The organism is Streptomyces verrucosisporus (assembly GCF_017114865.1).
In the GTDB taxonomy this organism is placed as follows: domain Bacteria; phylum Actinomycetota; class Actinomycetes; order Streptomycetales; family Streptomycetaceae; genus Streptomyces; species Streptomyces fenghuangensis.
This window is the reverse complement of record NZ_JADEYH010000005.1, coordinates 89,512-111,462: the sequence shown is the minus strand read 5'-3', so window position 1 is coordinate 111,462 and position 21,951 is coordinate 89,512. Positions and strand designations below refer to the sequence as shown.

Below are 21,951 nucleotides of genomic sequence, written 5' to 3'. Positions count from 1 at the left end.
GCCGGGTTCGGCGGGCCGGGTCAGGCCCGGCCGCCCACCCCGGTGGCGATCTCGTGCCGCCGCCCGCCCGCCACGACGGGTGCCAGCGGAGCGGTGGGCGCCCCCGCCACCTCGCGCATCCCCCGCAGCAGCTCCCGCAGGGCCTCCTGCGCCGACCGCCGGGGCCGCCAGTCCAGCTCCCCGGCGGCCCGCCCGCAGTCCATCACCGGCAGCCGCAGGAACGCGTCCAGCAGCTCCGGCGGCGCGGGCACCAGCCGCAGCCGCCACGCCGCGCCCACCGCCGCCCGTACCGGCCGCAGCGGCACCCGCACCACGCGGGCGCCCAGCACCTCGGCCAGCACGGAGGCGTCCACCACCGGCCCGGCGGCCAGGTTGAACGCGCCGTGCACCGGCCTCAGGACCGCGAGCCGGTACGCCTCGGCGGCATCGTCGGTGTGCAGCACCTGGAAGCGCATCCCCGGAAGGGCGGGCACGGCCGGCACCATCCCGAGTCCGGCCAGTCGCTGCGGCAGGAACGGGCCGGCGAACAGCCTGCGCTGCTCGCTCGCGGCCTCTCGCTTGAACAGGAAGCCCGGCCGCATCCGCACCACGCGCACCCGGGGGTGGTCGCGCTCGAAACCGTCCAGCAGCCGCTCCACGTACGCCTTCTCCCGGCAGTACGCGGCGTCCGGCCGGCCGCCGTGGGTCGGCCAGGTCTCGTCCACCGCGCGGTCGACGGGGCCGGGGGAGTAGGCGCCCACCGAGGAGGCGTACACCAGCGCGGGCACCTCGGCCGCCGCCATCGCGCGCAGCACCCGGGCGGTGCCCAGCACATTGGTGCGCCAGGTGACCGGCGGATCGTGGGTGGGCTGGATCAGCCAGGCCAGGTGGACCACGGCGTCGGCGCCCCGGAACAGGTCCGCCAGCCGCTCCTCCGCCGCCCGCCCGGCCGGGTCCTCGCCGTCGCCGCCGGCCCCGATGTCCGCACTCGCCCACTCGGTCTTCGGCGGCGTCCACAGCGGTGTGCGGCGGGCGACACCGAGCACCGAGCCGATGCGCGGGTCGTCGCCCAGGGCTCGCACCACCGAGGTACCCACATTGCCGGTGGCGCCCAGGACGACCACGCGCAGACCGCCTTCCGCGCCCCCGCCGTCCCCGGCCCGCGCCCCGGTCACCGCTCCTCCCGGTGCGGCGCTTCCCGGGCCCGGTCCACCACGGCGGCGAACGGGCCCGCCGCGCCGTCCCCGCCGCCCGGCGCGGCCGGGTACGGGCGGGCGGGCGCCACCGACTCCGCGGCCCGCACGGCCCGGGCCATCGCCCTGCGCCACTCCGGGTCGCTCCCGGCCTCCAGAGGCGGGAACTCGTACCGCTCCTCGGCGCGCGCGTGCGCCTCCGTCTCCTCGCGCAGCGCCGCGAACTCCCGCAGGAAGCCGGCCCGGGCCGGGCCCGAGCAGTCCATCGACTCCAGCCGCAGCAGCGCCCGCCCGGTCCGCCGCTCCTCCTCCAGGCGCGCCGCGACGATCTCCTCGCCGCCGGCGACGGCGCCGCGCGCGTACGGGTGGACGATCTCCTCCTCGGCGGTCTCGTGCGCGGTCAGCAGCCGCATCAGCCGCCGGAACGCCGCCCGGCACTCGTCCCCACCCTCGTCGCCGGCGGCGCTCTCCACCGCGTCGAACAGCTCCCGGATCTCGTCGTGCCGCCGCGTCAGCAGGGCCACCACGTCCTCCTCCGCGACGCCGCCGGGCGATGTGTCCCGTCCAGCCATCTCGCTCCTCCTCACGGCATGCGCTGTGGCGCGGCGCCAAGTACCCGCCCCCCGCCGCCGGAAACGCCCGGCCCGCCGGGCCCGCGGGGGTCCGGACCGGCGCACACCCGGTGTTTCCGTCCCCTCGCCCCGGGTACTGCGCGAGATGCGGAAGGAGGGATGGTGCGGCGCACCGGTGGTCACGGGGAGGCCCCCGCCCGCCCCCTGCGAGCGCGCCGACAGGGCCGAACGGCTGGACGCGCGCATCCGTGAACCGGAGGAGTCGCCGGGGCTGCGCGGCCACGCACTGGAGGAGAACGGACCGAGGCCATGAACTGCTACGAGTGCTTGACGCGGGACCGCACCACCACCGCCGTCGCGGTGTGCTCACGCTGCCATGTCGGCCTGTGCCCCGAACACCTGCGGATCGAGGCCGAGTTCGTCAGCGAGCCGCGGGGAATGGGCCAGGTCACCCAGACGCCGGAGGCCCGCCGGGCGCTGTGCGAGGTGTGTGCGCGGGCGGAGGGCTGACGCCGCCTCACCCGGCCCGGCGCCCCCGGCCCGGCCCCCCGGCGCGACCGCGCCACGGACGGGTGTGCAGCCACGCGGTACACGTCCCTTTATGTACGCTCTGTTCGCCCATGCGCGGTTCATCCGGGAGTGCCCTTGCTGGTTCTGATCGCCGCCCACGCCGCCGTGGCCGCCCTCCTCCCCGTCCTCGCACCACGCGCCGGGCGTGCCGTTTGGTGGGTGGCCGCCCTGGTACCGCTGGCCACACTGGTCTGGGCGGCGGCGCTCACCCCTTCCGTGCTCGACGGGGACGCGCCCGTGGAGCACTTCGGCTGGGCACCCTCGCTGGGCCTGGAGGTCGTTCTGCGGCTGGACGCGCTCTCACTGCTGATGACGGTGATCGTCAGCGGCGTCGGAGCCGCCGTCCTGTTCTACGGCGCCCGCTACACCTCCGAGGGGCACGGCCGCGAGTCCGCGCTGCTGCTCGCCTTCGCCGGCGTCATGCTCGGCCTGGTCACCGCCGACAACCTGCTGCTCCTGTACGTCTTCTGGGAACTGACCACCGTGGTGTCGTTCCTGCTCATCGCGGGCCGGGGCAGGACACGGGAGCACCGCGAGGCGGCCCAGCAGGCCCTGGTCGTCACCACCGGCGGAGGCCTGGCGATGCTGCTCGGCTTCGTGATGCTGGGGGAGACGGCCGGCACCTACCGGATCTCGGAGCTGGTCGCCGACCCCCCGGACGGCGGATACGTACCCGCCGCGCTGGTGCTCGTGCTGGTGGGCGTCTTCACCAAGTCGGCGCAGTTCCCCCTGCACGGCTGGCTGCCCGCCGCGATGGTCGCGCCGACCACCGTGAGCGCCTATCTGCACGCCGCCGCCATGGTCAAGGCCGGCGTCTATCTGACGGCCCGGCTGGCGCCCGGCTTCGCCGACACCGAGCCCTGGCGCCCCCTGGTGCTGACCGTCGGCCTGCTGTCGCTGGTCCTCGGCGCCTGGCGGGCACTGTGGGAGAGCGACCTCAAACGCGTCCTGGCCTACGGAACCATCAGCGAACTCGGCCTGCTCATCGCGCTGTTCGGCTACGGCACCCGCAACTCCGCGCTGGCCGGCGAGGTGATGCTGCTGGCGCACGCCACCTTCAAGGCGTCGCTGTTCCTGATCACCGGCCTGGTCGAGCACCACACCGGCACCCGCGAGATCGGCCGGCTCTCCGGTCTGGGCCGCCGCAGACCGGTCCTGCTGACCCTGGCCGCGCTCGCCGCCGCCTCCATGGCCGGACTGCCGCCGCTGGTCGGCTACCTGGGCCACGAGGCGTACTTCGACACCTTCTGGAACGCGGCCCGGTACGGCTCGGGGGCGGGCGAGGAGTGGATGCTGGCCGCCCTGGTGACCGGCTCCGCGCTCACCGTGACCTACGCCGTCCACTACCTGTGGGGGGCCTTCGCGAGCCGGCCCGGCATGGAGCCGACACCGCAGGAGGACCCCGGCGACCGGGCGCTCGGCATGGCCGTGCCCATCGCCGCCCTGGTGACGGCCACCCTGGTCCTGGGCGTGTGGTACACGGGCGCCGAGACCCTTACCGAGCCCTACGCAGCGCTGCTGCCGCCGTATCTGGCCCCGTACCACCTCGCGCTCTGGCACGGGCCGAGCGCCGCCCTCGCGCTGTCCGTCGCAGCGCAGATCGCGGGCGTCCTGCTGTACCGCCTGCGCCCCGCCCTGGCCGCGGTGCGCGACAGGTCCCCCCGTGCCCCCGACGCCCAGAAGAGCTACCGGCGTACCGAACAGGGCCTGGACCGGGCCGCGCTGGGATTCACCCGCCGTACCCAGGTCGGCTCCCTGCCGGTCTATCTCACCGTGCTGCTGGCCACCGTGCTGGTGGTGCCCGGAACCGCCCTGCTGCTGCGCGACACCCCCTTCACCGCCCCGCCGCTGTGGGCCTCGGCCATTCAGGTGCCGCTGGGCGTGGTCGTGCTGACCGCGGCGGTCACCCTGGCCCGCGTACGCCGCCGGCTGTCGGCCGCCCTGCTGGCCGGGGCGGTCGGCTACGGGGTCGCCGGCCTCTTCCTGGTGCAGGGCGCACCGGACCTGGCGCTGACCCAGCTCCTGGTCGAGACGCTGACACTGGTGATCATCGTGCTGGTGCTGCGCGGGCTCCCGGCCCACCTGGGCCCCCAGCGCGCACAGCCGCGCACGCGCCGCCTGCGACTGGCGCTGTCCGCCGCCGTCGGCACACTGGTCGCACTGCTGGCCGTGGCCGCCTCCGCCGCACGCCGGGACCCGGCGGTGTCCGCCTACTACACCGAGCACGTCGAGGAGGCCGGGGCCCACAACGTCGTCAACGCGATCATCGTGGACTTCCGTGCCATGGACACCCTCGGGGAGATCGCCGTACTGCTGGTGGCGGCCATCGGCGTGGGCGCCCTGATCCTGCTGCCCGCGGGTGCCGGGGAGGCCGGGGCGTCGGCCCGCTCCCGGCCCCCCGCCGCGGACCGATACCCGGAAACCGCGCGCTGGGGCGTACCGCAGGACCGGTGGCTGCCGGAGGCGGAGAAGATGCCCGCCCACGACCGCCTGATCATGCTGGAGGTCGTCACCCGGCTGCTGTTCCCGTCGATCCTGGTGTTCTCGGTCTATCTGCTCTACTCAGGCCATCTGCGGCCCGGCGGCGGCTTCGCAGGCGGGCTGGTGGCCGGGCAGGCGTTCACCCTGCGCTATCTGGTGGGCGGCCGGACCGACATCGCGTTCGCCGGACGGGCCGATCCCCGCGTCATCACGGGCGCCGGACTGGCCCTGGCCGCGACGGCGGGCCTGGCCCCGGCCGCCTTCGGCGGCGATCCCCTGGCCACCGCGCTGCCGAGCGTCACACTGCCGCTCTTCGGCCATCTGGAGCTGAGTACCAGCGTGGTCTTCGACACCGGGGTCTACCTGCTGGTCATCGGGGTGTGCCTGAAACTCCTGGCGGCCATGGGCCCCGCCCAGGTGCCCGTGGAGGAGACCCCCCCGCCCGGCGGTGGAGCCGGGCGGCCCGCGCCCTCCGACGCCCCCGGGAGCCGCGGCCGATGACGACTCTGGACCTGACATCGGCCGTGGTGGTGGGCGGACTGTTCGCCGTCGGCTTCCACCTGCTGCTGCAACGCTCCCTGATGCGCCTGCTGTTCGGCTTCCTCGTGCTCGGGCACAGCACCAACCTGCTGGTCCTGCTGGCCGCGGGGCCGCCGGGCAGGCCGCCGGTCACCGGACACGGGCAGGACAGGGCCTCGTTCGCCGATCCGCTGCCGCAGGCCATGGCCCTGACCGCGATCGTCATCACCTTCGGCATCTCCATCCTGCTGCTCGCACTGGTCTACCGGGGCTGGCTGCTGCTCGGCCACGACGAGGTACGCGACGACGTGGAGGACCGCAGACTGGGTGAGAGCGAGCACCCCAGGCGCCCCGGCGACGTGGCAGGGCAACAGGAAGGGGCATCCGGGCGGACGACGGGGGAGACACCGGGGAAGGGGGAGGAGCGGTGACCGACTGGCTGCTGATCGCACCCGTTCTGCTGCCCGTACTGGCGGCGGGTCTGTCGCTGGCCGTATGGCGCAGCGCCGGCGCGCAGCGGCTGCTGGGCACCGGCGGGCTGCTGGTGGCCCTGGTGGACGCCGTGGTCCTGCTGATCCTCAGCGACCGGCGCGGCCCGCTGGTGCTGGACGTCGGCGGATGGCCGGCCCCGGCCGGCATCACCCTGGTGGCCGACCGGCTCTCGGCGCTGCTGCTGGCGGTGGCGCTGGCGGTGGCGCTGGCGGTGCTGGTCTTCGCCATCGGGCAGGGCACGGCCGGGAGCGGGAGCGGCGACCCGGTCCACGCCCCCTTCCACCCCTCCTACCTGCTGCTGGCGGCCGGGGTCTCCCTGGCCTTCCTGGCCGGGGACCTGTTCAACCTCTTCGTCGCCTTCGAGCTGATGCTCGCCTCCTCCTACGTGCTGATCAACCTGAACGCCGACGAGAGCCGCATCCGGGCCGGGATGACGTACACCATCACCAGCCTGCTGTCGTCGCTGCTCTTCCTCACGGCCATCGGAGTGGTCTACGCGGCCACCGGCACGGTCAACCTCGCCGACCTCGGGGAGAAGATGCCGGGCATCCCCGAAGGACTGCGGACCGTCTTCAGCCTGCTGCTGCTGATCGTGTTCGGCATCAAGGCGGCCATGGTGCCGCTGCACTTCTGGCTGCCGGACAGCTACCCCACCGCCCCGGCGCCCATCACCGCCGTGCTGGCCGCGCTGCTGACCAAGGTCGGCCTCTACGCGATGGTGCGCACCCAGACGCTGCTCTTCCCGCGCACCGAGCCGTGGACGCCGCTGCTGGTCGCGGCCGGGGTCACCCTGCTGGTGGGCATCCTGGGCGCCATCGCCCAGCAGGACCTCAACCGGCTGCTGTCCTTCGTCCTGGTCAGCCACATCGGCTACATGCTCTTCGGGCTGTCCCTGTACTCCGTCACCGGACTCACCGGGACCGTCCTGTACGCCATGCACCACATCGCCGTCCAGGCCGCGCTGTTCCTGATCGCGGGCCTGGTGGCCGCCTGGAGCGGCACAGCGTCGCTGAGCAGGCTGGCCCGCGCGGCTCCGCCGCCGGGAATCCTGGCGGCGCTGTTCCTGATCTCGGGCCTGAGCCTGGCCGGGATCCCGCCGCTGTCCGGCTTCGTCGGCAAGCTCGTCCTGCTCCAGGCGGGAGTGGAGCAGGGCGGCGCGGCCGCCCTCACACTGCTGGCCGCGGCCCTGCTCACCAGCCTGCTGACCCTCTACGCGATGGCCAAGGTGTGGCGGGCGGTGTTCGCCACGGGAACCGAACGGCCTTCCCGGGCGCGGCCCCGCGTCGCCGGGACACGGCTGATGGCGGGTGCCACGGCCGGCACCGTGCTGATCGGCGTGGCGATCGCGCTGGGCGCCGGACCGGTGGCACGGGTCGGCGAGCGCGCGGCGGTGGACCTCCTGGAGCGCGACGCCTACCTGGAGGCGGTGCTCGGGGTGCGGGGCGCGATCCCCACGGACGTCCGGGAGGCCGAAGGGACCGGAGAGCCCGGAGAGTCCGCACGCACACCGAGCGCCGGGCGGATCCGGGGCGGCGGGGAGGACCCGGGCGGCGAGGACGACCGAAGCACCCACCGAACCGAGGAGCGGGAGCGCCGATGAGTTCCGCGGACGACACCACCACCGCCGCGCCCCCCGCCGGGAACCGGCTGCGGGGACGCTGGTCGGTGGTGCTCTGGCTGTGGCTGCTGTGGACCGTGCTGTGGGGGTCGGTGAGCCCCGTCGTGCTGGTCTGCGGCGCGGCGGTGGCGGTGGCGGTGGCGGTGCTCTTCCCGCTGCCGCCGATCGGCCACCGGGCCTCGGTCCACCCCCTCGGACTGGCCGCCATGGCCGGGAACATGCTGGTGGACCTGGTCCGCTCGGCTCTCGTGGTGGCCCGGGAGGCAGTGCTGCGCGGGCCGCGGACCAGGGCCGCGGTGCTGGAGGTGCATCTGGAGGCGGACACCGATCTGCTGATCACCGCCACCTCCCATCTGGTCACGCTGACACCGGGCACGCTGGTGCTGGAGATCGACCGCGGGCGGCGCAGGCTGTACGTTCACGCGCTGCCGGTGCGCGACGCCTCGCAGGCCCCGCAATGGCGCACGGCGACGCTCGAGGACCAGCGCCGTGTGGTGCGGGCCCTGGGCACCGCCGAAGCGCGCGAGCGCCTGCTTCCGGGGGACGGGCGGGCGAAGGGGGTTCGCAGGTGAGCGCGGTCGCCGTCGCCGCCCTGGCCCTGCTCTCGGCCGCCGCGGTGCTGGTCCTGGTCAGACTGGTGCGCGGCCCGCGCTCCCTGGACCGGATCATCGCGGTGGAGGTGCTGGTGACGCTGCTGGTCGCCGGGGCCTGCGTGGCCATCGCGGTGTGGGAGTACACCACGTTCGTGCCCGTGCTGGTCGTGCTGGCGCTGCTCGGTTTCATCGGTGCGATGACGGCGGCACGGCTCATCGAGGAACGGGAGGAGCTGCGATGACCCGGCTGGCGGCCGGCGCGGGCGAGGTCGTGCTGGCCACCGCCTCGGCCGTACTGCTGCTGACCGGTGCCCTCTTCTGTCTGCTGGGGGCACTGGGGCTGCTGCGCTTTCCCGACACCGCCTCCAGGCTCCACGCCTCCTCCAAGGCACAGACCCTGGGCGTACTGCTGTCCCTGCTGGGCGCGGCCCTGCGGGTGCCGCCGCCCTACGCCGGGCTGCTGCTGCTCGTCGCCCTCTTCCAGCTGTTCACCGTGCCCGTCGCCGGTCAGGTCATCGGCCGGGTCGCCTACCGCACCGGCGCGGTGGACCGGAGCACCCTGGTGATGGACGAACTGGCCGGGAGGCTGGGGCCCCCGGACCCGGAGGCCGCGGCGGAGCCGGGCGACACCGGGAGCGGGGACGGGGCCGAGGACGAGCCGGAGGACGGCGCCGGGGACGGACGGCGCCGAGAGGTCTGACGCGGCCCGGCCGTCCTCCGGCTCCCCGAGCCGAGGTCCCTAACGGCGTGAGGGGCGCACCACCATCGCCGAGCCCCCGCCGCGCCGTTCCGGCTCTGCGACGGCCCGCACCCGCCCGTCGGGCAGGACCTCCAGCGCTGCCACCGCGCCGATCCGCGGCGACGGGGTGAACCGGTGGCCCAGCCGCTCCAGCGGCGCCCGCTCGGCGGCCGACTCCAGGAAGGCCGGCTCCGCCGGCGTGGCCGCGGTGTTGCGCTGCGACAGCCGCGGCGCCGCGACCGCCTCGGGCAGCGCCATGCCCAGGTCGAGCCGGTTGAGCAGGGTCTGCAGCACGGTGGTGATGATGGTGGAGCCGCCCGGCGAGCCCAGCGCCAGCAGCGGACGGCCGTCCTCCAGCACGATCGTGGGTGCCATGCTGCTGCGCGGCCGCTTGCCCGGACCGGGCAGGTTCGGACCGGCCACATCCTCCGACAGGGGTGTGAAGTCGAAGTCCGTCAGCTCGTTGTTGAGCAGGAAGCCCCGGCCGGGCACGGTGATGGCCGAGCCGCCGGTCTGCTCGATGGTGAGCGTGTACGACACCACGTTCCCCCAGCGGTCGGCGGTGACCAGATGGGTGGTGGACGGGCCCTCGTGGTCCTGAGCGCCGCCCCTGCCCGCGGAGCAGTCCCAGGAGTCCGGGTCGCGCGGGTCGGCGGGCGCCAGCGGACTGTCCAGCGCCCGGCCCGGGTCGATCAGGCAGGCCCGCTCCTTGGCGAAACGCTCCGAGAGCAGCTCCTCGGTGGGCACGTCGGAGAACGCCGGGTCGCCCACCCAGCGGCCGCGGTCGGCGTACGCGATGCGGCTCGCCTCCAGGTAGTGGTGGAGCGCCCGGGCGCGGTCCATCCCGGCGAGGTCGAAACCCTCCAGGATGTTCAGCGCCTCGCCGGCGGTGGTGCCGCCGGAGGAGGACGGGGCCATGGAGTACACCTCCAGGCCCCGGTAGTCCACCCTCGTCGGCCTCCGGTGCAGTACGCGGTACCGGCCGAGGTCACCGGTGGTCATCAGGCCCGGCCGCACCCGGCGCCCGGCGCCCGGCGCCACGGGCGGCCTGCGGACGGTGGAGGCGATCTCGCGGGCGAGCCGCCCCTGGTAGAGCGCGTCCGCGCCCTCGCGGGCCATCAGCCGGTAGGTGTCGGCCAGGCCGGGGTTGCGGAACCGCGAGCCCGCCTCGGGCAGTTCGCCGCCGGGCAGGAACAGCTCGGCGGTGGGGGTGAAGTCGCGGAAGCGGTCCTCGTTCCGCGCCGTCTGGGCGCGGAACTCCTCGTCCACGGTGAAACCGCGCTCAGCCAGGCGGACGGCGGGCCGCAGCGCCCTGGCCAGGGAGATGCTCCCCCATCTGTCCAGGGCCGCCTCCCAGGTCGCGGGGGTGCCGGGAACGCCCACGGAAAGACCGGAATTGACCGCCTCGTCGAAGGGGACCGGTTTCCCGGTGGCCGGGTCCAGGAAGGAGTCCGGCCGCATGGCGGCCGGCGCGGTCTCCCGGCCGTCGATCGTGTGGACGCGGCCGGTGCGCGCCTCGTGGTGGACGAGGTAGCCGCCGCCCCCGACACCCGCCGAGTAGGGTTCGACGACGCCGAGCGCCGCCGCGGTGGCCACGGCGGCGTCCACCGCGTTGCCGCCCGCGCGCAGCACCTCCAGACCGGCGCGGGAGGCGTACGGGTCGACGCTGGAGACCGCGCCGCCGTACCCGGTGGCGACCGGCCGCTTCGCGGGCGGCTCGCGGCCGGTGTCGGCCCCCTCCGCGGCTGCGGAGGGGGCCGCCGCCGGCGCCGGCAGCGCCAGGGCCAGCGAGGTGACCAGAGCCGCCGCGGCGCAGGCGCCGCGGCGGAACGGGGAGCGCGGGGAACGGGGACGACGGGCGCGGCGGACATGTCGGACGGGCATGGAGCCTCCGTGGTATCCGGAAACGCTCGGACCCCGGAAACCCTGTCAGCGGGCGGGAGCCCGCGGCAACAGCGCCGCGCCGTCCGCGCCCATGACGCCCCGGCGCGGTGGCATGGCCGGGAGCGGCGGCGGGTACCCGGCGCGGCCGGAGGACACCGGAGAGACCGGAGCCGAGCGAGGAGGTGCACCCGCATGCGGATCCCCGGCCGGTCGCGCACCGGCACCGAACCCGTGACGGCCCGCAGCCCGCTGGGACTGCGGCTGCTGCTGTCCGTCCTGTACATCCCGGTCTTCCTGGCCGGGACGGTGTTCTTCGCCCTCTGGGCGGCGGACTCGGGTCCGGGCGACGCCCCCAGTGCGGACTCGCTGCGCACCATCGCCTGGATCTGCGCCGCGCTGACCCTGGTGGGCGTGACCGATCTGATCATCGTGCTGGTACGCCGCAGGCGCGAGCGCACGGCGGGCCCGGGAGGGGGCGGGCGGCGCGGGCCGTGAGGTCCAGGTCCCCGGCCCGCGCCGCCCGCCGTGAGGGCGGAAGGAGGGCGGCCGGGCCCTACGGCCGCAGTACGACCTTCACCGCACCGTCGGTCTTCTTCTGGAACATCTCGTACGCCTGGGGGGCCTTCTCCAGCGGCACGTGGTGGGTGGCGAAGTCGTCCACGCCCAGCACGTCCTCGTCCGTCAGCAGCGGCAGGATCTCCGGAATCCAGCGCCGCACGTTGGCCTGGCCCATGCGCAGCTGGATCTGCTTGTCGAACAGGGTGAGCAGCGGCAGCGGGTCGGTCATCCCGCCGTAGACGCCGCTGACGGAGATGGTCCCGCCGCGCCGTACCGCGTCGATGGCGAGCTGGAGGGCGGCCAGCCGGTCCACGCCCGCCGTGGTCATCAGCTTCTCGGCGATCTTCTTCGGCAGCAGCCCGGCCGACTTCTGCGCCATCTCGGCGACCGCGCTGCCGTGGGCCTCCATGCCCACCGCGTCGATGACCGCGTCCGCGCCGCGCCCGCCGGTCTTCTCCCGGATGACGTCGGCGACGTCGTCGTGCTCGGTGAGGTCCAGCACGTCCACACCGCGCGCCCGGGCCCGCTCCAGCCGCTCGGGCACCAGGTCCACGCCGATCACCTTCTCCACCCCCAGGTGCAGCGCGATCCGGCACGCCATGTCACCGATGGGGCCCAGGCCCAGCACGGCCAGCGTGCCGCTCTTGGGCGCGTCCGCGTACGCCACCGCCTGCCAGGCCGTCGGCAGTACGTCCGACAGGTACAGGTAGCGGTCGTCGGCCGGCCCCTCGGGCACCTTGACCGGCCCGTAGTGCGCCTGCGGCACCCGCAGGTACTGGGCCTGGCCGCCGGGCACCCGGCCGTAGAGCTTGGTGTAGCCGAAGAGCGAGCCGCCGGTGCCGAACTCGCGGTTCTGGGTCGTCTCGCACTGGGTCTGGAGGTCCTGCGAGCACATGAAGCAGCTGCCGCACGCGATCTGGAACGGCATCACCACACGGTCGCCGGGGGAGAGGCCGGGTACCTCCGGGCCGACCTCCTCCACGATGCCCATCGGCTCGTGCCCGAGGATGTCACCCTCCGTCATGAACGGGGTCAGCACGTCGTACAGGTGCAGGTCCGAGCCGCACAGCCCGCTCGACGTGATCCGCACCACCGCGTCCGTCGGCTCGCGGACCGCCGGGTCGGGGACCTCGTCCACCCGTACATCGCGCCGGCCGTGCCAGACCACTGCCTTCATCGCTCTCCACCTCTCTTCACAGGGGACCGGCCGGGTACCCCGGTGCGGGCCGGCCAGTCCCGGCCCCGCCGCCCGGACGGGCACGTTAGGGGAGGGGCAAACGAGGTATCCGGTGTTCATGCTGCTGCTCAGGCCCCCCGGGGTGTACGCGCCGCAGGACGACACCTGGCTGCTGAGGCAGGCGCTGCACGACGCCGCGCTCGCCCCCGGAGCCCGCGTCCTGGACCTCTGCACGGGCACCGGAGTGCTCGCCATGACCGCCCTGCGGATGGGCGCGGCCGAGGCGGTGGCACTGGACGCATCGCCCCGTGCCGTGCTCGCCGCCCGCTGCAACGCCTGGCTGCACCGGCTGCCGCTGGCGGTACGGCGCGGCGATCTCACCGACGCCCTGACCGAGGCCGAGCACGGGCGCCCCTTCGACCTGGTCCTCACCAATCCGCCGTACGTCCCCTCCCCGCGGCGCGAACCGCCCCGCAGGGGCGCGGCGATGTGCTGGGACGGCGGGCCGGACGGCCGCGCGGTGCTGGACCGGCTGTGCGCGTACGCGCCCTCGCTGCTGGCCCCGGGCGGCACCGTGCTGATGGTCCACTCCGCGCTGTGCGGCACACAGGTGACGCTGGGTCTGCTGCGCGAGCGGGGGCTGAAGTCCTCGGTGGTGGCCCGCACCACCATCCCGTTCGGCCCGGTGCTGCGCGAGCGCACCGCCTGGCTGGAGGAGCGGGGCCTGATCGCCCCGGGGCAGCGCACCGAGGAACTGGTGGTGGTCCGTGCCGACCGTCCCTGAACCCGCGGGCGAGGACCGCGCCCGGCGCGTGGTGATCGACCCCGAGGGCCCGGTGCTGGTGGAGGGCCCGGTGGAGGTCGTCCTCCCCGACGGCCGCATCACCCGCTCGGACCGCTTCACGGTCGCCCTGTGCACCTGCCGCCGCAGCCACCGCTATCCGTGGTGCGACACCAGCCACCGCCGCAAGGAGCGGCGCCCGAGGCCCGCGGGAACGGACCCGGAGGGGAACGCGGACACGGATCCGGAGGCGGGGGCGGGCGAGGGCCGGGGCTGACCCGGCCCTCGCCCGCCCCCGGACACCCGTCAGACCTCCAGCGGACGCCGCAGCGAGGTGGTGCCCGCGCGCCAGGCGCCCAGCAGATGCTCCGCCAGGCGCTCCTCCAGCAGCTCGGTGGCGCGGATGCCGAACACCACGTCGGCGGCCAGCTCCGGCTCGCGCGCCAGCAGATCGCCGATGACGTCCCGGCGCATCACCTGCTCGTGCACGGCGTCCGCCTCGATGTGCTCGGTGAAGAACAGCACGCACTCGGGCGCGGCGCCCAGCCGCTCCAGCGCCCTGGCCATCTTCCGGGCGCTGGGCGCGGTGCTGATCTCGGCCGCCGCGAAATGGCCCACCAGCGCGCCGCGCAGCGCCCGGTGCAGCCCGCACAGCGACATCAGGTTCACCCCGGCGACGACCGGGGCGGGCACGTCGTCGAGACAGCGCAGATAGGACGGGTCCAGGCCCATGCCCGCCATCAGGTCCGCGAACAGCCGGGCGTGCACCCGCTCCCCGCGGCCCCCGCCGAACTCGTCGTACTCCACCGCCACCAGCGACGCCTTGGCCTGGCCGTCGAGACGGGGGATGACCCAGGCGTGCGGGTCGGCCTCCTTGAGGTGGTAGACCGAGCGGTGCGCTATGTACTCGCGCATCTGCCACCACTCGCCCTCGCGCAGCAGGAAGTCCGACACCCCGCCGCCCTCGGCCGGCTCCACCAGCAGCGGCTCCAGCGCGGCGGCGACGTCCGAGTCCGAGGCCGTGCCGGTGAGGGTGTCGCGGCGCAGGGCGCTCAGGAAGACCCGCTCCAGACCGGCGCGCAACCGCAGCAGGTCCGGATCCCACTCCCACTCGGCCGCCACACCCGCGAAGCCCCGGTAGTGCAGCTCGTAGCAGACGTACAGGGCCAGTTGCAGATCCTCGCCGTACGGATCGGCCCTCTCCACCGCCGCCCCGAGGGACGACGGCAGTCGCGCGGGTGGCGGGGCGGCCAGGGCTGCCAGCACCGCTGAGCTCAACTCTCCGCGCGCCGAGGGAAGTTCCGCTGTGACGGCGCCCGAGGGGGCGCCGGTGGCGGAGTAGGCCGTACCGGCGGCCGTACCGGTGGTCGTCGTCATGCCCGCTTGTGCTCCCTCGCGTCGGTCTGGGCGGCCAGCAGTTCCACCACCGCCCGGGGGCCGCCCCGCGCCCAGGCACGCCGCTGCCTCTCGGCCCCGGTGCCGTCCTCGCGCACCGCCTCCACCAGCCTCCGTACGGTCTCGGTGTCGCCGGTCTCCTCCAGGGCGGGCGCGACGTGCCGCAGCAGCGCGCCAAGCAGTTCACCGGCCGGCACACGGGCACGGGTGACCGGGTCGACGCCGTCGCCCCGCAGCCCGTAGCGCGCCGCGGCCCACACCGCGGCCCGGGCCGCCCGCTCGTCCGGTTCCGGCTCCGGCAGCCCCGCCTCCAGGTCGGCCAGCGCCCGGCGCACCAGGGCCCGCCCCAGCGCGGCCTGGAGCACCGCGTCGTCGACGGTGGCCGCCGCGTCCGCGACCCGGAACTCGACCGTGGGCAGCCACGGCGAGGGGCGCATCAGCCAGAAGCTCATCCGGTCGTCGATCAGCGCCCCGTAGGACACCAGCCGCTCCACCTCCGCGTCGTGGAAGGCGGCGTCGGGGAAGCGGGGAGGCATCCCGGCGGCGGGGAAGCGCAGCTGCTCCATCATGCGCCAGCTGGCGTAACCGCGGTCGCGGCCCTCGCAGAAGGGGGAGTTGACCGACAGCGCCAGCAGTGTCGGCAGCCAGCGCCGCACCCGGTTGACCACGGCCACCGCCGTCTCCCGGTCCGGCACACCCACATGGACGTGGCAGCCGCACACCTGGTAGTCGTCCACGATGTCGGCGAAGAGTTCCGAGATGCGGCGGAAGCGCTCCCCCTCGGCCACCGGGGGACGCCCGTCGCTCAGCACGGCCGTCCCGGAGGACAGCAGCAGCAGACCCTCCTCACGGGCGGCGTCCACCAGCCGGGCGCGGTCCTCCGCCAGCTCCCTGCGGATCTCCTCCAGCGAGGTGCACACCCCGGTGGCGGACTCCACCTGGCTGGAGAGGAACTCCGCCTTGTAGCCGGAGCCGTCGGCGGCGGACGCCTCGTGGCGGGCGCGGCGCAGCACCGCCTGGGCACCGGCCACGGCGCGGGCGGTCGTCGGGTCGGCCAGGAGGAACTCCTCCTCGACCCCCATGGTCAGTCCCCCGGTGGTTCCATCCCTGGTCACGGCAGTGTGGGTACCCCCGGCCCGTCCGGCGAAACGGGCGGGGGTCCTCCGGGGCGGGCCACGGGTACCGCGGCCGTTCGCCCCGGGCACGCCCGGGGCGCCACCGAGGCTTCCCGCGGCCCCCTGGACGCTTCCCGTCCCCCCGCGCCGGACGCGATGCGCCGCGGTACCCGCGCCGGCGCCCCGGAAACGCCACGATCGGGGCGCAGCCGGGGCACACCGCGCGTTTCCGTCCGGTACCGGCGGGTACCGGGCGGGTCGATGAGAGCCGACCGGATCACCGACGCGTGCGCGACCCTGACCGACACCGGGACCCGGAGGGAGACCGACCATGGCTGACGAGAACGAGCCCACCGCCGCGGGCGACGGGAGCAGGCCCAAACTGGCGGAGGAGGACGCCACCGTCAACGACGACGAGACCCCCGGCCTGCCCCCCGAGGGAGAGCCCGCCACCGGCCCCAGCCCCGGCGACTCGGCACTGGACGCCCCCTACGACCCGGGCGGCCGCCCCGAGGACGAGGGCATCCCCGACCTGCAGAACGGCATGCCCGAGCAGGAGTGGGCGAACGACCCGCAGCAGATGCCCGTCCCCGGCGAGCGCCCGGTGGCCGCCGAGGAGTGGGGCACCACCTACTCCGAGCAGCTGGAGGGCAAACCCCTGGACGGCCGGCTCGCCGAGGAGGAACCCGACGTGGGCGAGACCTCCCGGGCCTCCGGCCCCCCGGAGGACGAGACCGGCCAGCTCAGCGACGACCCGCTCGGGGAGCGGCCCGCCAACCAGGACGTGTTCTCCCACGAGTCCGCGGCCGAGGGACTGTCCCCGGAGGAGTCGGCCGTCCACACCGTGGAGGAGGACCGCGACGTCGGCCAGCTCAGGGGCGAGGAGGACTCCGAGCAGACCGGCCCGCCCCAGGGCGTGGGCGAGGTCGGCCCCTCCGGTGAGGGTGAGGGGACCGGAGTGCGTCCCGAGCCCGGAAGGAGCCGCCGGCCGTGAGCGCTTCCCCCGCCGACAACGAGTCGTACTGGCTGGCGACCGCCCCCGTCACCCCCGGGGCCACCCACCCGCCGCTGGAGCCCGGCAGCGGCACCGACACCGACGTCGTGGTGGTCGGCGGCGGCATCGCGGGCCTGTGCACCGCCTGGGAGCTCGCCCGCGCCGGCCGCCAGGTCACCGTCGTGGAGGCCGACCGGATCGCCGCCGGGGTCACCGGCCACACCACCGCCAAGGTCAGCTCCCTGCACGGCATGGTCTACGACGAGCTGCGGAGCAAGCACGGCGCCGACGGCGCCCGGATGTACGCGCTCTCCCAGCAGGACGCGATCGGGCACCTGGCCGCGACCGCCGCCGAGCTGGACGTGGACTGCGAGCTGGAGCGCGTGCCCGCCCACACCTGGGCCGAGTCCGAGGAGACGGCCCAAAAGCTGCGGGCCGAGGCCGAGGCAGCCGCCGAGGCCGGCCTGCCCGCCGCCTACGTCACCGAGACCGGTCTGCCCTTCCCCGTCCGGGGCGCGGTACGCGTGGCCGACCAGGCGCAGTTCCACCCGCGCAAGTTCCTCCTGACGCTCGCACAGGACCTGGTGCGGCGCGGCGGGCGGATCGCCGAGCGCACCCGCGTGGTGGGCCTGGAGGAGGGTGAGCCGTGCAGGGTGACCGCCGAGAACGGCGCCACGGTCACCGCGAACGCCGTCGTGGTGGCCACCCACTACCCCGTCTTCGACCGCGCGCTGCTGTTCTCCCGGCTGGAGCCGCACCGCGAACTGGTCGTCGCCGCCGCGATCCCCGCCGAACAGGACCCGGCCGGGATGTACCTGACCCCCGAGAACGACACCCGCTCGGTGCGCACCGCGCCCTACGGGGACGGGCAGCGGCTCCTGATCGTCACCGGTGAGAAGTTCCCGCCGGGCACGGCCGAGGTCACCGAGCGCTTCGGCAGGCTGGAGGCCTGGACGCGCGAGCGCTTCCCCGGCGCCCGGATCGTCCACCGCTGGGCCACCCAGGACAACAGCTCCACCGACCGGGTGCCGTACATCGGACCGTTCCACCCCGGCGCGCGCCACACCTACGTCGCCACCGGCTTCGGCGGCTGGGGGATGGCGAGCGGGGTGCTGGCGGGCCGGCTGCTGGCCCGGTACGTCACCGGCGGCGACCTGCCGGCCTGGGCGAAGCTGTACGACCCCCGGCGGCTGCCCGGCTTCCGCGACGCGCCCTCGCTGCTGGGCCTGCAGGCCGGCGTCGCCAAGCATTTCGTCGGCGACCGGCTGCGCCCCTCCCACGCCGACTCCGTCGACGACATCGCCCCGGGCGGCGGCGCGGTCGTACGGGTCGGCGGGAGCCGCTGCGCCGTCCACCGCGACGCCGACGGGCAGCTGCACGCCGTCTCGGCCCGCTGTACCCACCTTGGCTGCCTGGTCCACTTCAACGACGCGGAACGGGCCTGGGAGTGCCCGTGTCACGGCTCGCGCTTCGCCACGGACGGCTCGGTGATCCAGGGCCCCGCGACCCGCCCGCTGGAGCGGCGCGACATCGGGTGACGGCCGCCCCGCCCGGTGTCGTGCCGGGCGGGGGGGGCGGGTGTGCGCGGGTCAGATCCGCACGCCGTTGGCGCGCAGATAGGCCAGCGGGTCGATGTCCGAGCCGTAGCCGGGGCCGGTGCGGATCTCGAAGTGCAGATGGGGGCCGGTGCTGTTGCCGGTGGACCCCGAGCGCCCGATCCGCTGGCCGGCGTTGACCTGCTGGCCGGAGCGCACGGAGATCGCCGACAGATGGGCGTACTGGCTGTAGCGGCCGTCGGAGTGCCGGATGACCACCTGGTAGCCGTACGCGCCGCCCCAGCCGGCCGAGACGACCTGCCCGCGGCTGACGGACTGCACGGAGGTGCCCGTGGAGACGGGGAAGTCGACGCCGGTGTGGTAGCCGCTGGACCAGCCGCTGCCCGACTGGCGGTACGCGGTGGTGGGGGAGACGCCGCTGATGGGCGGGGCGTAGCCGGGGGACGCCTGTGCCTTGGAGGTCTTGCGCTCGGCCCGCTCGGGCTCGGCCTGCGCTCTGATCTTCTCCTGAGGCTTCTCCCGGGGCTTGTCCTTCTCCGCCGGCGCGGCCTGCTCCTGAGGCTTCTCCCGGGCCTCGGGCTCGGCCTCTGCCTCCGGTCTCTCCTGTGCCTTCGGCTTCTCCCCGGCCTTCGGCGCGCTCTTCTGCCGGGGCACGGTGGTGCTCCGGCCGGGGGCGTCGTCCTGCTGCGTCCGGGCCGCGCCGCCCTGCTGGAGGCTGAGCCGCTGCCCGGGGAAGATCAGGTCCGGGTCGCCGCCCACGACCGTGCGGTTGCGCTCGTACAGCGTCTGCCAGCCGCCGCGCACATCGTGCTCGTCGGCGATCCCGGAGAGGGTGTCGCCGCCCGCCACCACATACGTCCGGCCGCCGTCGGAGGGCTTGTCGGCGGGCTTCGCGGCCGGTTTCGAGGTCTCGGCCCGCGTCTGTGCCCGCACCTGCGCCTGTGTCTGCGTCTGGGTGCGAGGCTGGTTGCCCTCCGTCCCGGGGGCGGTCTCGGAGGAGGTCTCCGCCGTGGTGCCGGAGCCCCGGTGCTCCCAGGTCAGACCGGACCGGGCCGAGCACACCGGCCAGGCGGCCGGACCCTGCCCGTCGAGCACCCGCTCGGCGACGGCTATCTGCTCGTCCCTGGTGGCGAGATCGGCACGCGGAGCGTAGGCGGTACCGCCGAATTCCTGCCAGGTGCTCTGCTTGAACTGTAAACCGCCGTAGAAACCGTTACCGGAGTTGATATTCCAGTTCCCGCTGCTCTCGCACGCGGCGACCTTGTTCCAGATCTCCTCGGGCGCGGCGTGGGCGGCGGCGGCCCCGATCAGCGGGATGGCGATTCCGGCCCCTCCCGCGGTGACGGTCAGCGACGCGCGGGAAACCGCGTTGGGCTTGTAACGGCGATGACGCCCTTTTCCGGCCACAGCCGGTCCCTCCCCTACGCCGTATCCGGCGGTCCGTCAGTTGAGCTCTCACGCAATTGCGTTGGAGAGCGCGCCAAAGATAGACGCGCTCTCCGTATGACGGCAAGAGCCCGCCTCCGGCGCCCACCGCGAAAGCCCGGGAACGGCACAGCGCGGCGCAGGGCGGCACGGCGCCGCGCGCAACGGCGCGGAAACAGCGCGCGGCGGCACGGAAATGGCGTGGAAAGGAAAAGTGGACTCACGCCTCCGCCGCGGCGAGCACCTCGTCGGCGGCTCTCCGGTCGAGGGCGACGCGCACCAGCCCCGCGGCCAGCCGGGGCAGTTCCTCCTGCCGCACCAGCCGCGCCAGCTCCCGGGAGCCGGCGGGCAGCCCCAGCCGCTGCGCGCCCTCGCGGGTCCTGCGGTCGAGGTACGGAGCGAACTCCGGCCAGACGCCCTGGGCTTCGCGCAGGAAGATGTCGGCCCCGGTCGGCCCGATGCCGGGAAAGCGCTGGAGCCGCTCGCCCGCCCCGCTCTCCTCGCGCAGCCCGCGCAGATCCCCCCGGTAGCGCTGGAGGAGCAGCTCCGCGCCGTCGCCGAGCTGGGTGGCCGTCCGCTCGTCGTACCGGCGGTAGCCGCCCGCGCCCAGCGCGTCCACCCGCCGCCGCCAGGCAGACTCGGCCATGCTCCGCGCGTCGCCCAGCCCGGCGTCGAACAGGGCTCGGGCCGCGGACACCGCGGTGTCCGCCCGGATGCGGGCGCTCAGCAGCAGCGAGAGCACCAGCAGCCGGTACAGCGGCACGGGGGTGCTCCGCAGCCGGATGCCCGCCTCCCGCGCGTACGTGCGGCCGTGGAGCTCCAGCAGCGCGCGCACCACGGCGGGGTCGCGCTCCCGCGACCCCGTGCGCCGGCCCGCGTCCGCCCGCGCGTTCCTCTCTCCGCCCGGCTCGGTCAAGGCCGCATCACCCCAACAGGTCGCTCATCGCCTCGGCGGCGCGGACGGCCGCGTCGCCGCAGCAGTTGTTGAACAGCACGTGCACCCGGTCGGTCCGCTCCGCCAGTGCCCGTATCCGCGGAACCCATTCGGCCAGCTCCTCCCCGGTGTAGCGGTGCCGGTAGGAGTCCTCCTTGGAGCCGGTGCCCCAGTGTGGGCTGCGGCCGTGGAAGCGGACCACCGACAGCTGTGGCGCGGTCGCGGCGGCGACCGGCGGCACGGACGCGGCCAGGCCGCGCGCGGTGTCCACCGCGACCAGCGCCGCGCCGTGGCGCTTGGCGAGGTCGGCCGTGTCGGCGGCGCACTCGGGCGCGTACCAGCGAGGGTCGCGGAACTCCACCGCCGTGCGCCACCCCAGTGCGCTCGCACGCCCCAGGCATCGCTCCAGGAACGCCTCCGCGTCGGGCCCGGGCCGCAGCGACGGCGGGAACTGCATCAGCACCGCGCCCAGCCGTCCGGCCGCGCGCAGCGGCTCCAGCGCGCCGGAGAAGCGCCGCCACACCTCCTCCACGGCCGCCGGCCCCAGCACGCCGGCCCGCACCCGGGCGTTCGCGGGGGCACCGGCCGGGCGCAGCTGTGCCGGAAGCGAACCGGCCCGGGTGGAGTGGCCGGTGAGCAGGGAGAACGCCTTGACGTCGAAGACGAACCCGTCGGGAGTGCGCTCGGCCCACAGTCGGCTGTTGCGCGTGCTGGGCAGCCCGTAGTACGTCGAGTCCACCTCGACCAGACCGAAACGCCCGGCGTAGTACCGCAGCCGGCCCTCCGCGTCCCCGGCCGATGAGGGGTACCACCCGCTGCCGACCAGCGCGGGGTCCGTCCACGAGCAGGTGCCGACCAGAATGTTTCCCATGGTCGCCGGGTACCCGCGCCGCGTCGGCGAGATCCGCCGTCGGGAAGCATTCGGGGACCCCCGGGCTCCGGGCCCCGTGGAGAGGAGCGAGGCCATGTCCGCTGAGGACGAGGGCACGGACAGGCAGCGGCGCGCCCGTGAGATCGCCGAGGAGGCCGAGCGGACGCGGAACCCGGGCAACGCCACGTACGCTCCGGGCCAGGAGCGGCCCCGAAGCGGCGAGGACACGGGCACGGGCGAGGATCACTGGGAGCCCGGAGGCGAGGGGGAACCGGGAGCCTCCCCGCTGGGCAAGGGCGATGTGCACGCCGTGGCCGCCGACGACATGGAGCAGCCCGAGATCGCCGCGGGGCCGACTCCGGGGATGCAGCCGGGCGAGACCGTGGAGCGCGGCCCCTGGACCCCGCCGGTGGAGGTGGATCCGCCGGCCGGCCGCAACCTGCCGCGCGACGCGGCGGGGGAGCGGGACGCGGTGCGGGAGCAGGGGGAGGAGGGCGGCCCCTGA

The 21,951-nt window shown here is 75.0% G+C and carries 23 protein-coding genes; 14 read left to right on the top strand and 9 right to left on the bottom strand.

Annotated elements, in window-relative coordinates:
* Positions 1–20: 20 nt before the first annotated feature.
* A complete protein-coding gene (locus IQ279_RS08930; RefSeq protein ID WP_307792275.1) occupies positions 21–1,154 on the bottom strand; it encodes an NAD-dependent epimerase/dehydratase family protein in 1,134 nt (377 codons plus the stop codon).
* On the bottom strand, positions 1,151–1,744 hold the full coding sequence (locus IQ279_RS08925) for a hemerythrin domain-containing protein (RefSeq protein WP_206347814.1): 594 nt from the start codon (positions 1,742–1,744) through the stop codon (positions 1,151–1,153). Before IQ279_RS08925 ends, IQ279_RS08930 begins: the two co-directional genes overlap by 4 nt.
* Positions 1,745–1,889: 145 nt before the next feature.
* On the opposite strand from IQ279_RS08925, the gene IQ279_RS08920 reads away from it, so the two are divergent.
* The 8 genes from IQ279_RS08920 to mnhG all read left to right on the top strand — a co-directional run bounded on the left by IQ279_RS08920 (position 1,890) and on the right by mnhG (position 8,717).
* The gene (locus tag IQ279_RS08920; RefSeq protein WP_206347813.1) at positions 1,890–2,057 is read left to right on the top strand and encodes a hypothetical protein; all 168 of its coding nucleotides are present in this window, start codon (positions 1,890–1,892) and stop codon (positions 2,055–2,057) included.
* A complete protein-coding gene (locus IQ279_RS08915; protein WP_206347812.1) occupies positions 2,054–2,254 on the top strand; it encodes a DUF2180 family protein in 201 nt (66 codons plus the stop codon). Before IQ279_RS08920 ends, IQ279_RS08915 begins: the two co-directional genes overlap by 4 nt.
* 135 nt (positions 2,255–2,389) lie before the next feature.
* Positions 2,390–5,296, top strand: coding sequence for a Na+/H+ antiporter subunit A (locus tag IQ279_RS08910; RefSeq protein WP_206347811.1), 2,907 nt, complete (start codon positions 2,390–2,392; stop codon positions 5,294–5,296).
* A complete protein-coding gene (locus IQ279_RS08905; RefSeq protein WP_206347810.1) occupies positions 5,293–5,745 on the top strand; it encodes a sodium:proton antiporter in 453 nt (150 codons plus the stop codon). Before IQ279_RS08910 ends, IQ279_RS08905 begins: the two co-directional genes overlap by 4 nt.
* A complete protein-coding gene (locus IQ279_RS08900; RefSeq protein ID WP_206347809.1) occupies positions 5,742–7,406 on the top strand; it encodes a Na+/H+ antiporter subunit D in 1,665 nt (554 codons plus the stop codon). Before IQ279_RS08905 ends, IQ279_RS08900 begins: the two co-directional genes overlap by 4 nt.
* Complete coding sequence (locus IQ279_RS08895; protein WP_206347808.1) at positions 7,403–7,996, top strand: Na+/H+ antiporter subunit E; 594 nt, start codon at positions 7,403–7,405, stop codon at positions 7,994–7,996. The genes IQ279_RS08900 and IQ279_RS08895 overlap by 4 nt, the downstream gene beginning before the upstream one ends.
* The gene (locus IQ279_RS27875; RefSeq protein ID WP_307792274.1) at positions 7,993–8,259 is read left to right on the top strand and encodes an MrpF/PhaF family protein; all 267 of its coding nucleotides are present in this window, start codon (positions 7,993–7,995) and stop codon (positions 8,257–8,259) included. The genes IQ279_RS08895 and IQ279_RS27875 overlap by 4 nt, the downstream gene beginning before the upstream one ends.
* The gene (gene mnhG, locus IQ279_RS08885) at positions 8,256–8,717 is read left to right on the top strand and encodes a monovalent cation/H(+) antiporter subunit G (protein ID WP_206347806.1); all 462 of its coding nucleotides are present in this window, start codon (positions 8,256–8,258) and stop codon (positions 8,715–8,717) included. The genes IQ279_RS27875 and mnhG overlap by 4 nt, the downstream gene beginning before the upstream one ends.
* A gap of 39 nt (positions 8,718–8,756) precedes the next feature.
* Here the strand turns inward: mnhG and ggt are convergent, their stop codons facing one another.
* Positions 8,757–10,640: a gamma-glutamyltransferase gene (gene ggt / locus IQ279_RS08880; RefSeq protein WP_206347805.1), complete on the bottom strand. Its 1,884-nt coding sequence runs from the start codon at positions 10,638–10,640 to the stop codon at positions 8,757–8,759.
* A 192-nt stretch (positions 10,641–10,832) separates the two neighbouring features.
* Between ggt and IQ279_RS08875 the strand changes: the two genes are divergently transcribed.
* A complete protein-coding gene (locus IQ279_RS08875; protein ID WP_206347804.1) occupies positions 10,833–11,135 on the top strand; it encodes a DUF6343 family protein in 303 nt (100 codons plus the stop codon).
* 58 nt (positions 11,136–11,193) lie between these two features.
* Here the strand turns inward: IQ279_RS08875 and IQ279_RS08870 are convergent, their stop codons facing one another.
* The gene (locus tag IQ279_RS08870) at positions 11,194–12,375 is read right to left on the bottom strand and encodes a zinc-dependent alcohol dehydrogenase (RefSeq protein WP_206347803.1); all 1,182 of its coding nucleotides are present in this window, start codon (positions 12,373–12,375) and stop codon (positions 11,194–11,196) included.
* Between the two features lie 118 nt (positions 12,376–12,493).
* On the opposite strand from IQ279_RS08870, the gene IQ279_RS08865 reads away from it, so the two are divergent.
* A complete protein-coding gene (locus tag IQ279_RS08865) occupies positions 12,494–13,159 on the top strand; it encodes a HemK2/MTQ2 family protein methyltransferase (RefSeq protein WP_206347802.1) in 666 nt (221 codons plus the stop codon).
* Positions 13,143–13,433, top strand: a complete 291-nt coding sequence (locus IQ279_RS08860; RefSeq protein WP_372445104.1) for a CDGSH iron-sulfur domain-containing protein — start codon at positions 13,143–13,145, stop codon at positions 13,431–13,433. The genes IQ279_RS08865 and IQ279_RS08860 overlap by 17 nt, the downstream gene beginning before the upstream one ends.
* Positions 13,434–13,462: 29 nt before the next feature.
* Here the strand turns inward: IQ279_RS08860 and IQ279_RS08855 are convergent, their stop codons facing one another.
* Together IQ279_RS08855 and IQ279_RS08850 are read right to left on the bottom strand one after the other, a co-directional pair.
* Positions 13,463–14,533 carry an iron-containing redox enzyme family protein gene (locus IQ279_RS08855; protein WP_206347801.1) on the bottom strand — a complete coding sequence of 357 codons (1,071 nt, stop codon included), beginning with the start codon at positions 14,531–14,533 and terminating at the stop codon, positions 13,463–13,465.
* A complete protein-coding gene (locus IQ279_RS08850) occupies positions 14,530–15,666 on the bottom strand; it encodes a carboxylate-amine ligase (RefSeq protein ID WP_307792273.1) in 1,137 nt (378 codons plus the stop codon). Before IQ279_RS08850 ends, IQ279_RS08855 begins: the two co-directional genes overlap by 4 nt.
* A gap of 331 nt (positions 15,667–15,997) precedes the next feature.
* Between IQ279_RS08850 and IQ279_RS08845 the strand changes: the two genes are divergently transcribed.
* Positions 15,998–16,660, top strand: a complete 663-nt coding sequence (locus tag IQ279_RS08845) for a hypothetical protein (RefSeq protein WP_206347800.1) — start codon at positions 15,998–16,000, stop codon at positions 16,658–16,660.
* Positions 16,657–18,198, top strand: a complete 1,542-nt coding sequence (locus tag IQ279_RS08840; protein ID WP_206347799.1) for an FAD-dependent oxidoreductase — start codon at positions 16,657–16,659, stop codon at positions 18,196–18,198. Before IQ279_RS08845 ends, IQ279_RS08840 begins: the two co-directional genes overlap by 4 nt.
* Positions 18,199–18,249: 51 nt before the next feature.
* Here IQ279_RS08840 and IQ279_RS08835 read toward each other — a convergent pair whose 3' ends face one another.
* The 3 genes from IQ279_RS08835 to IQ279_RS08825 form a co-directional block, all read right to left on the bottom strand.
* The gene (locus tag IQ279_RS08835) at positions 18,250–19,623 is read right to left on the bottom strand and encodes a transglycosylase family protein (RefSeq protein ID WP_206347798.1); all 1,374 of its coding nucleotides are present in this window, start codon (positions 19,621–19,623) and stop codon (positions 18,250–18,252) included.
* Between the two features lie 238 nt (positions 19,624–19,861).
* A complete protein-coding gene (locus IQ279_RS08830; RefSeq protein ID WP_206347921.1) occupies positions 19,862–20,479 on the bottom strand; it encodes an HhH-GDP family DNA glycosylase in 618 nt (205 codons plus the stop codon).
* An 85-nt stretch (positions 20,480–20,564) separates the two neighbouring features.
* Positions 20,565–21,446 (bottom strand): DUF72 domain-containing protein, encoded by an 882-nt coding sequence (locus IQ279_RS08825; protein ID WP_206347797.1) that lies wholly within the window; start codon positions 21,444–21,446, stop codon positions 20,565–20,567.
* 94 nt (positions 21,447–21,540) lie between these two features.
* Between IQ279_RS08825 and IQ279_RS08820 the strand changes: the two genes are divergently transcribed.
* A complete protein-coding gene (locus tag IQ279_RS08820; RefSeq protein WP_206347796.1) occupies positions 21,541–21,951 on the top strand; it encodes a hypothetical protein in 411 nt (136 codons plus the stop codon).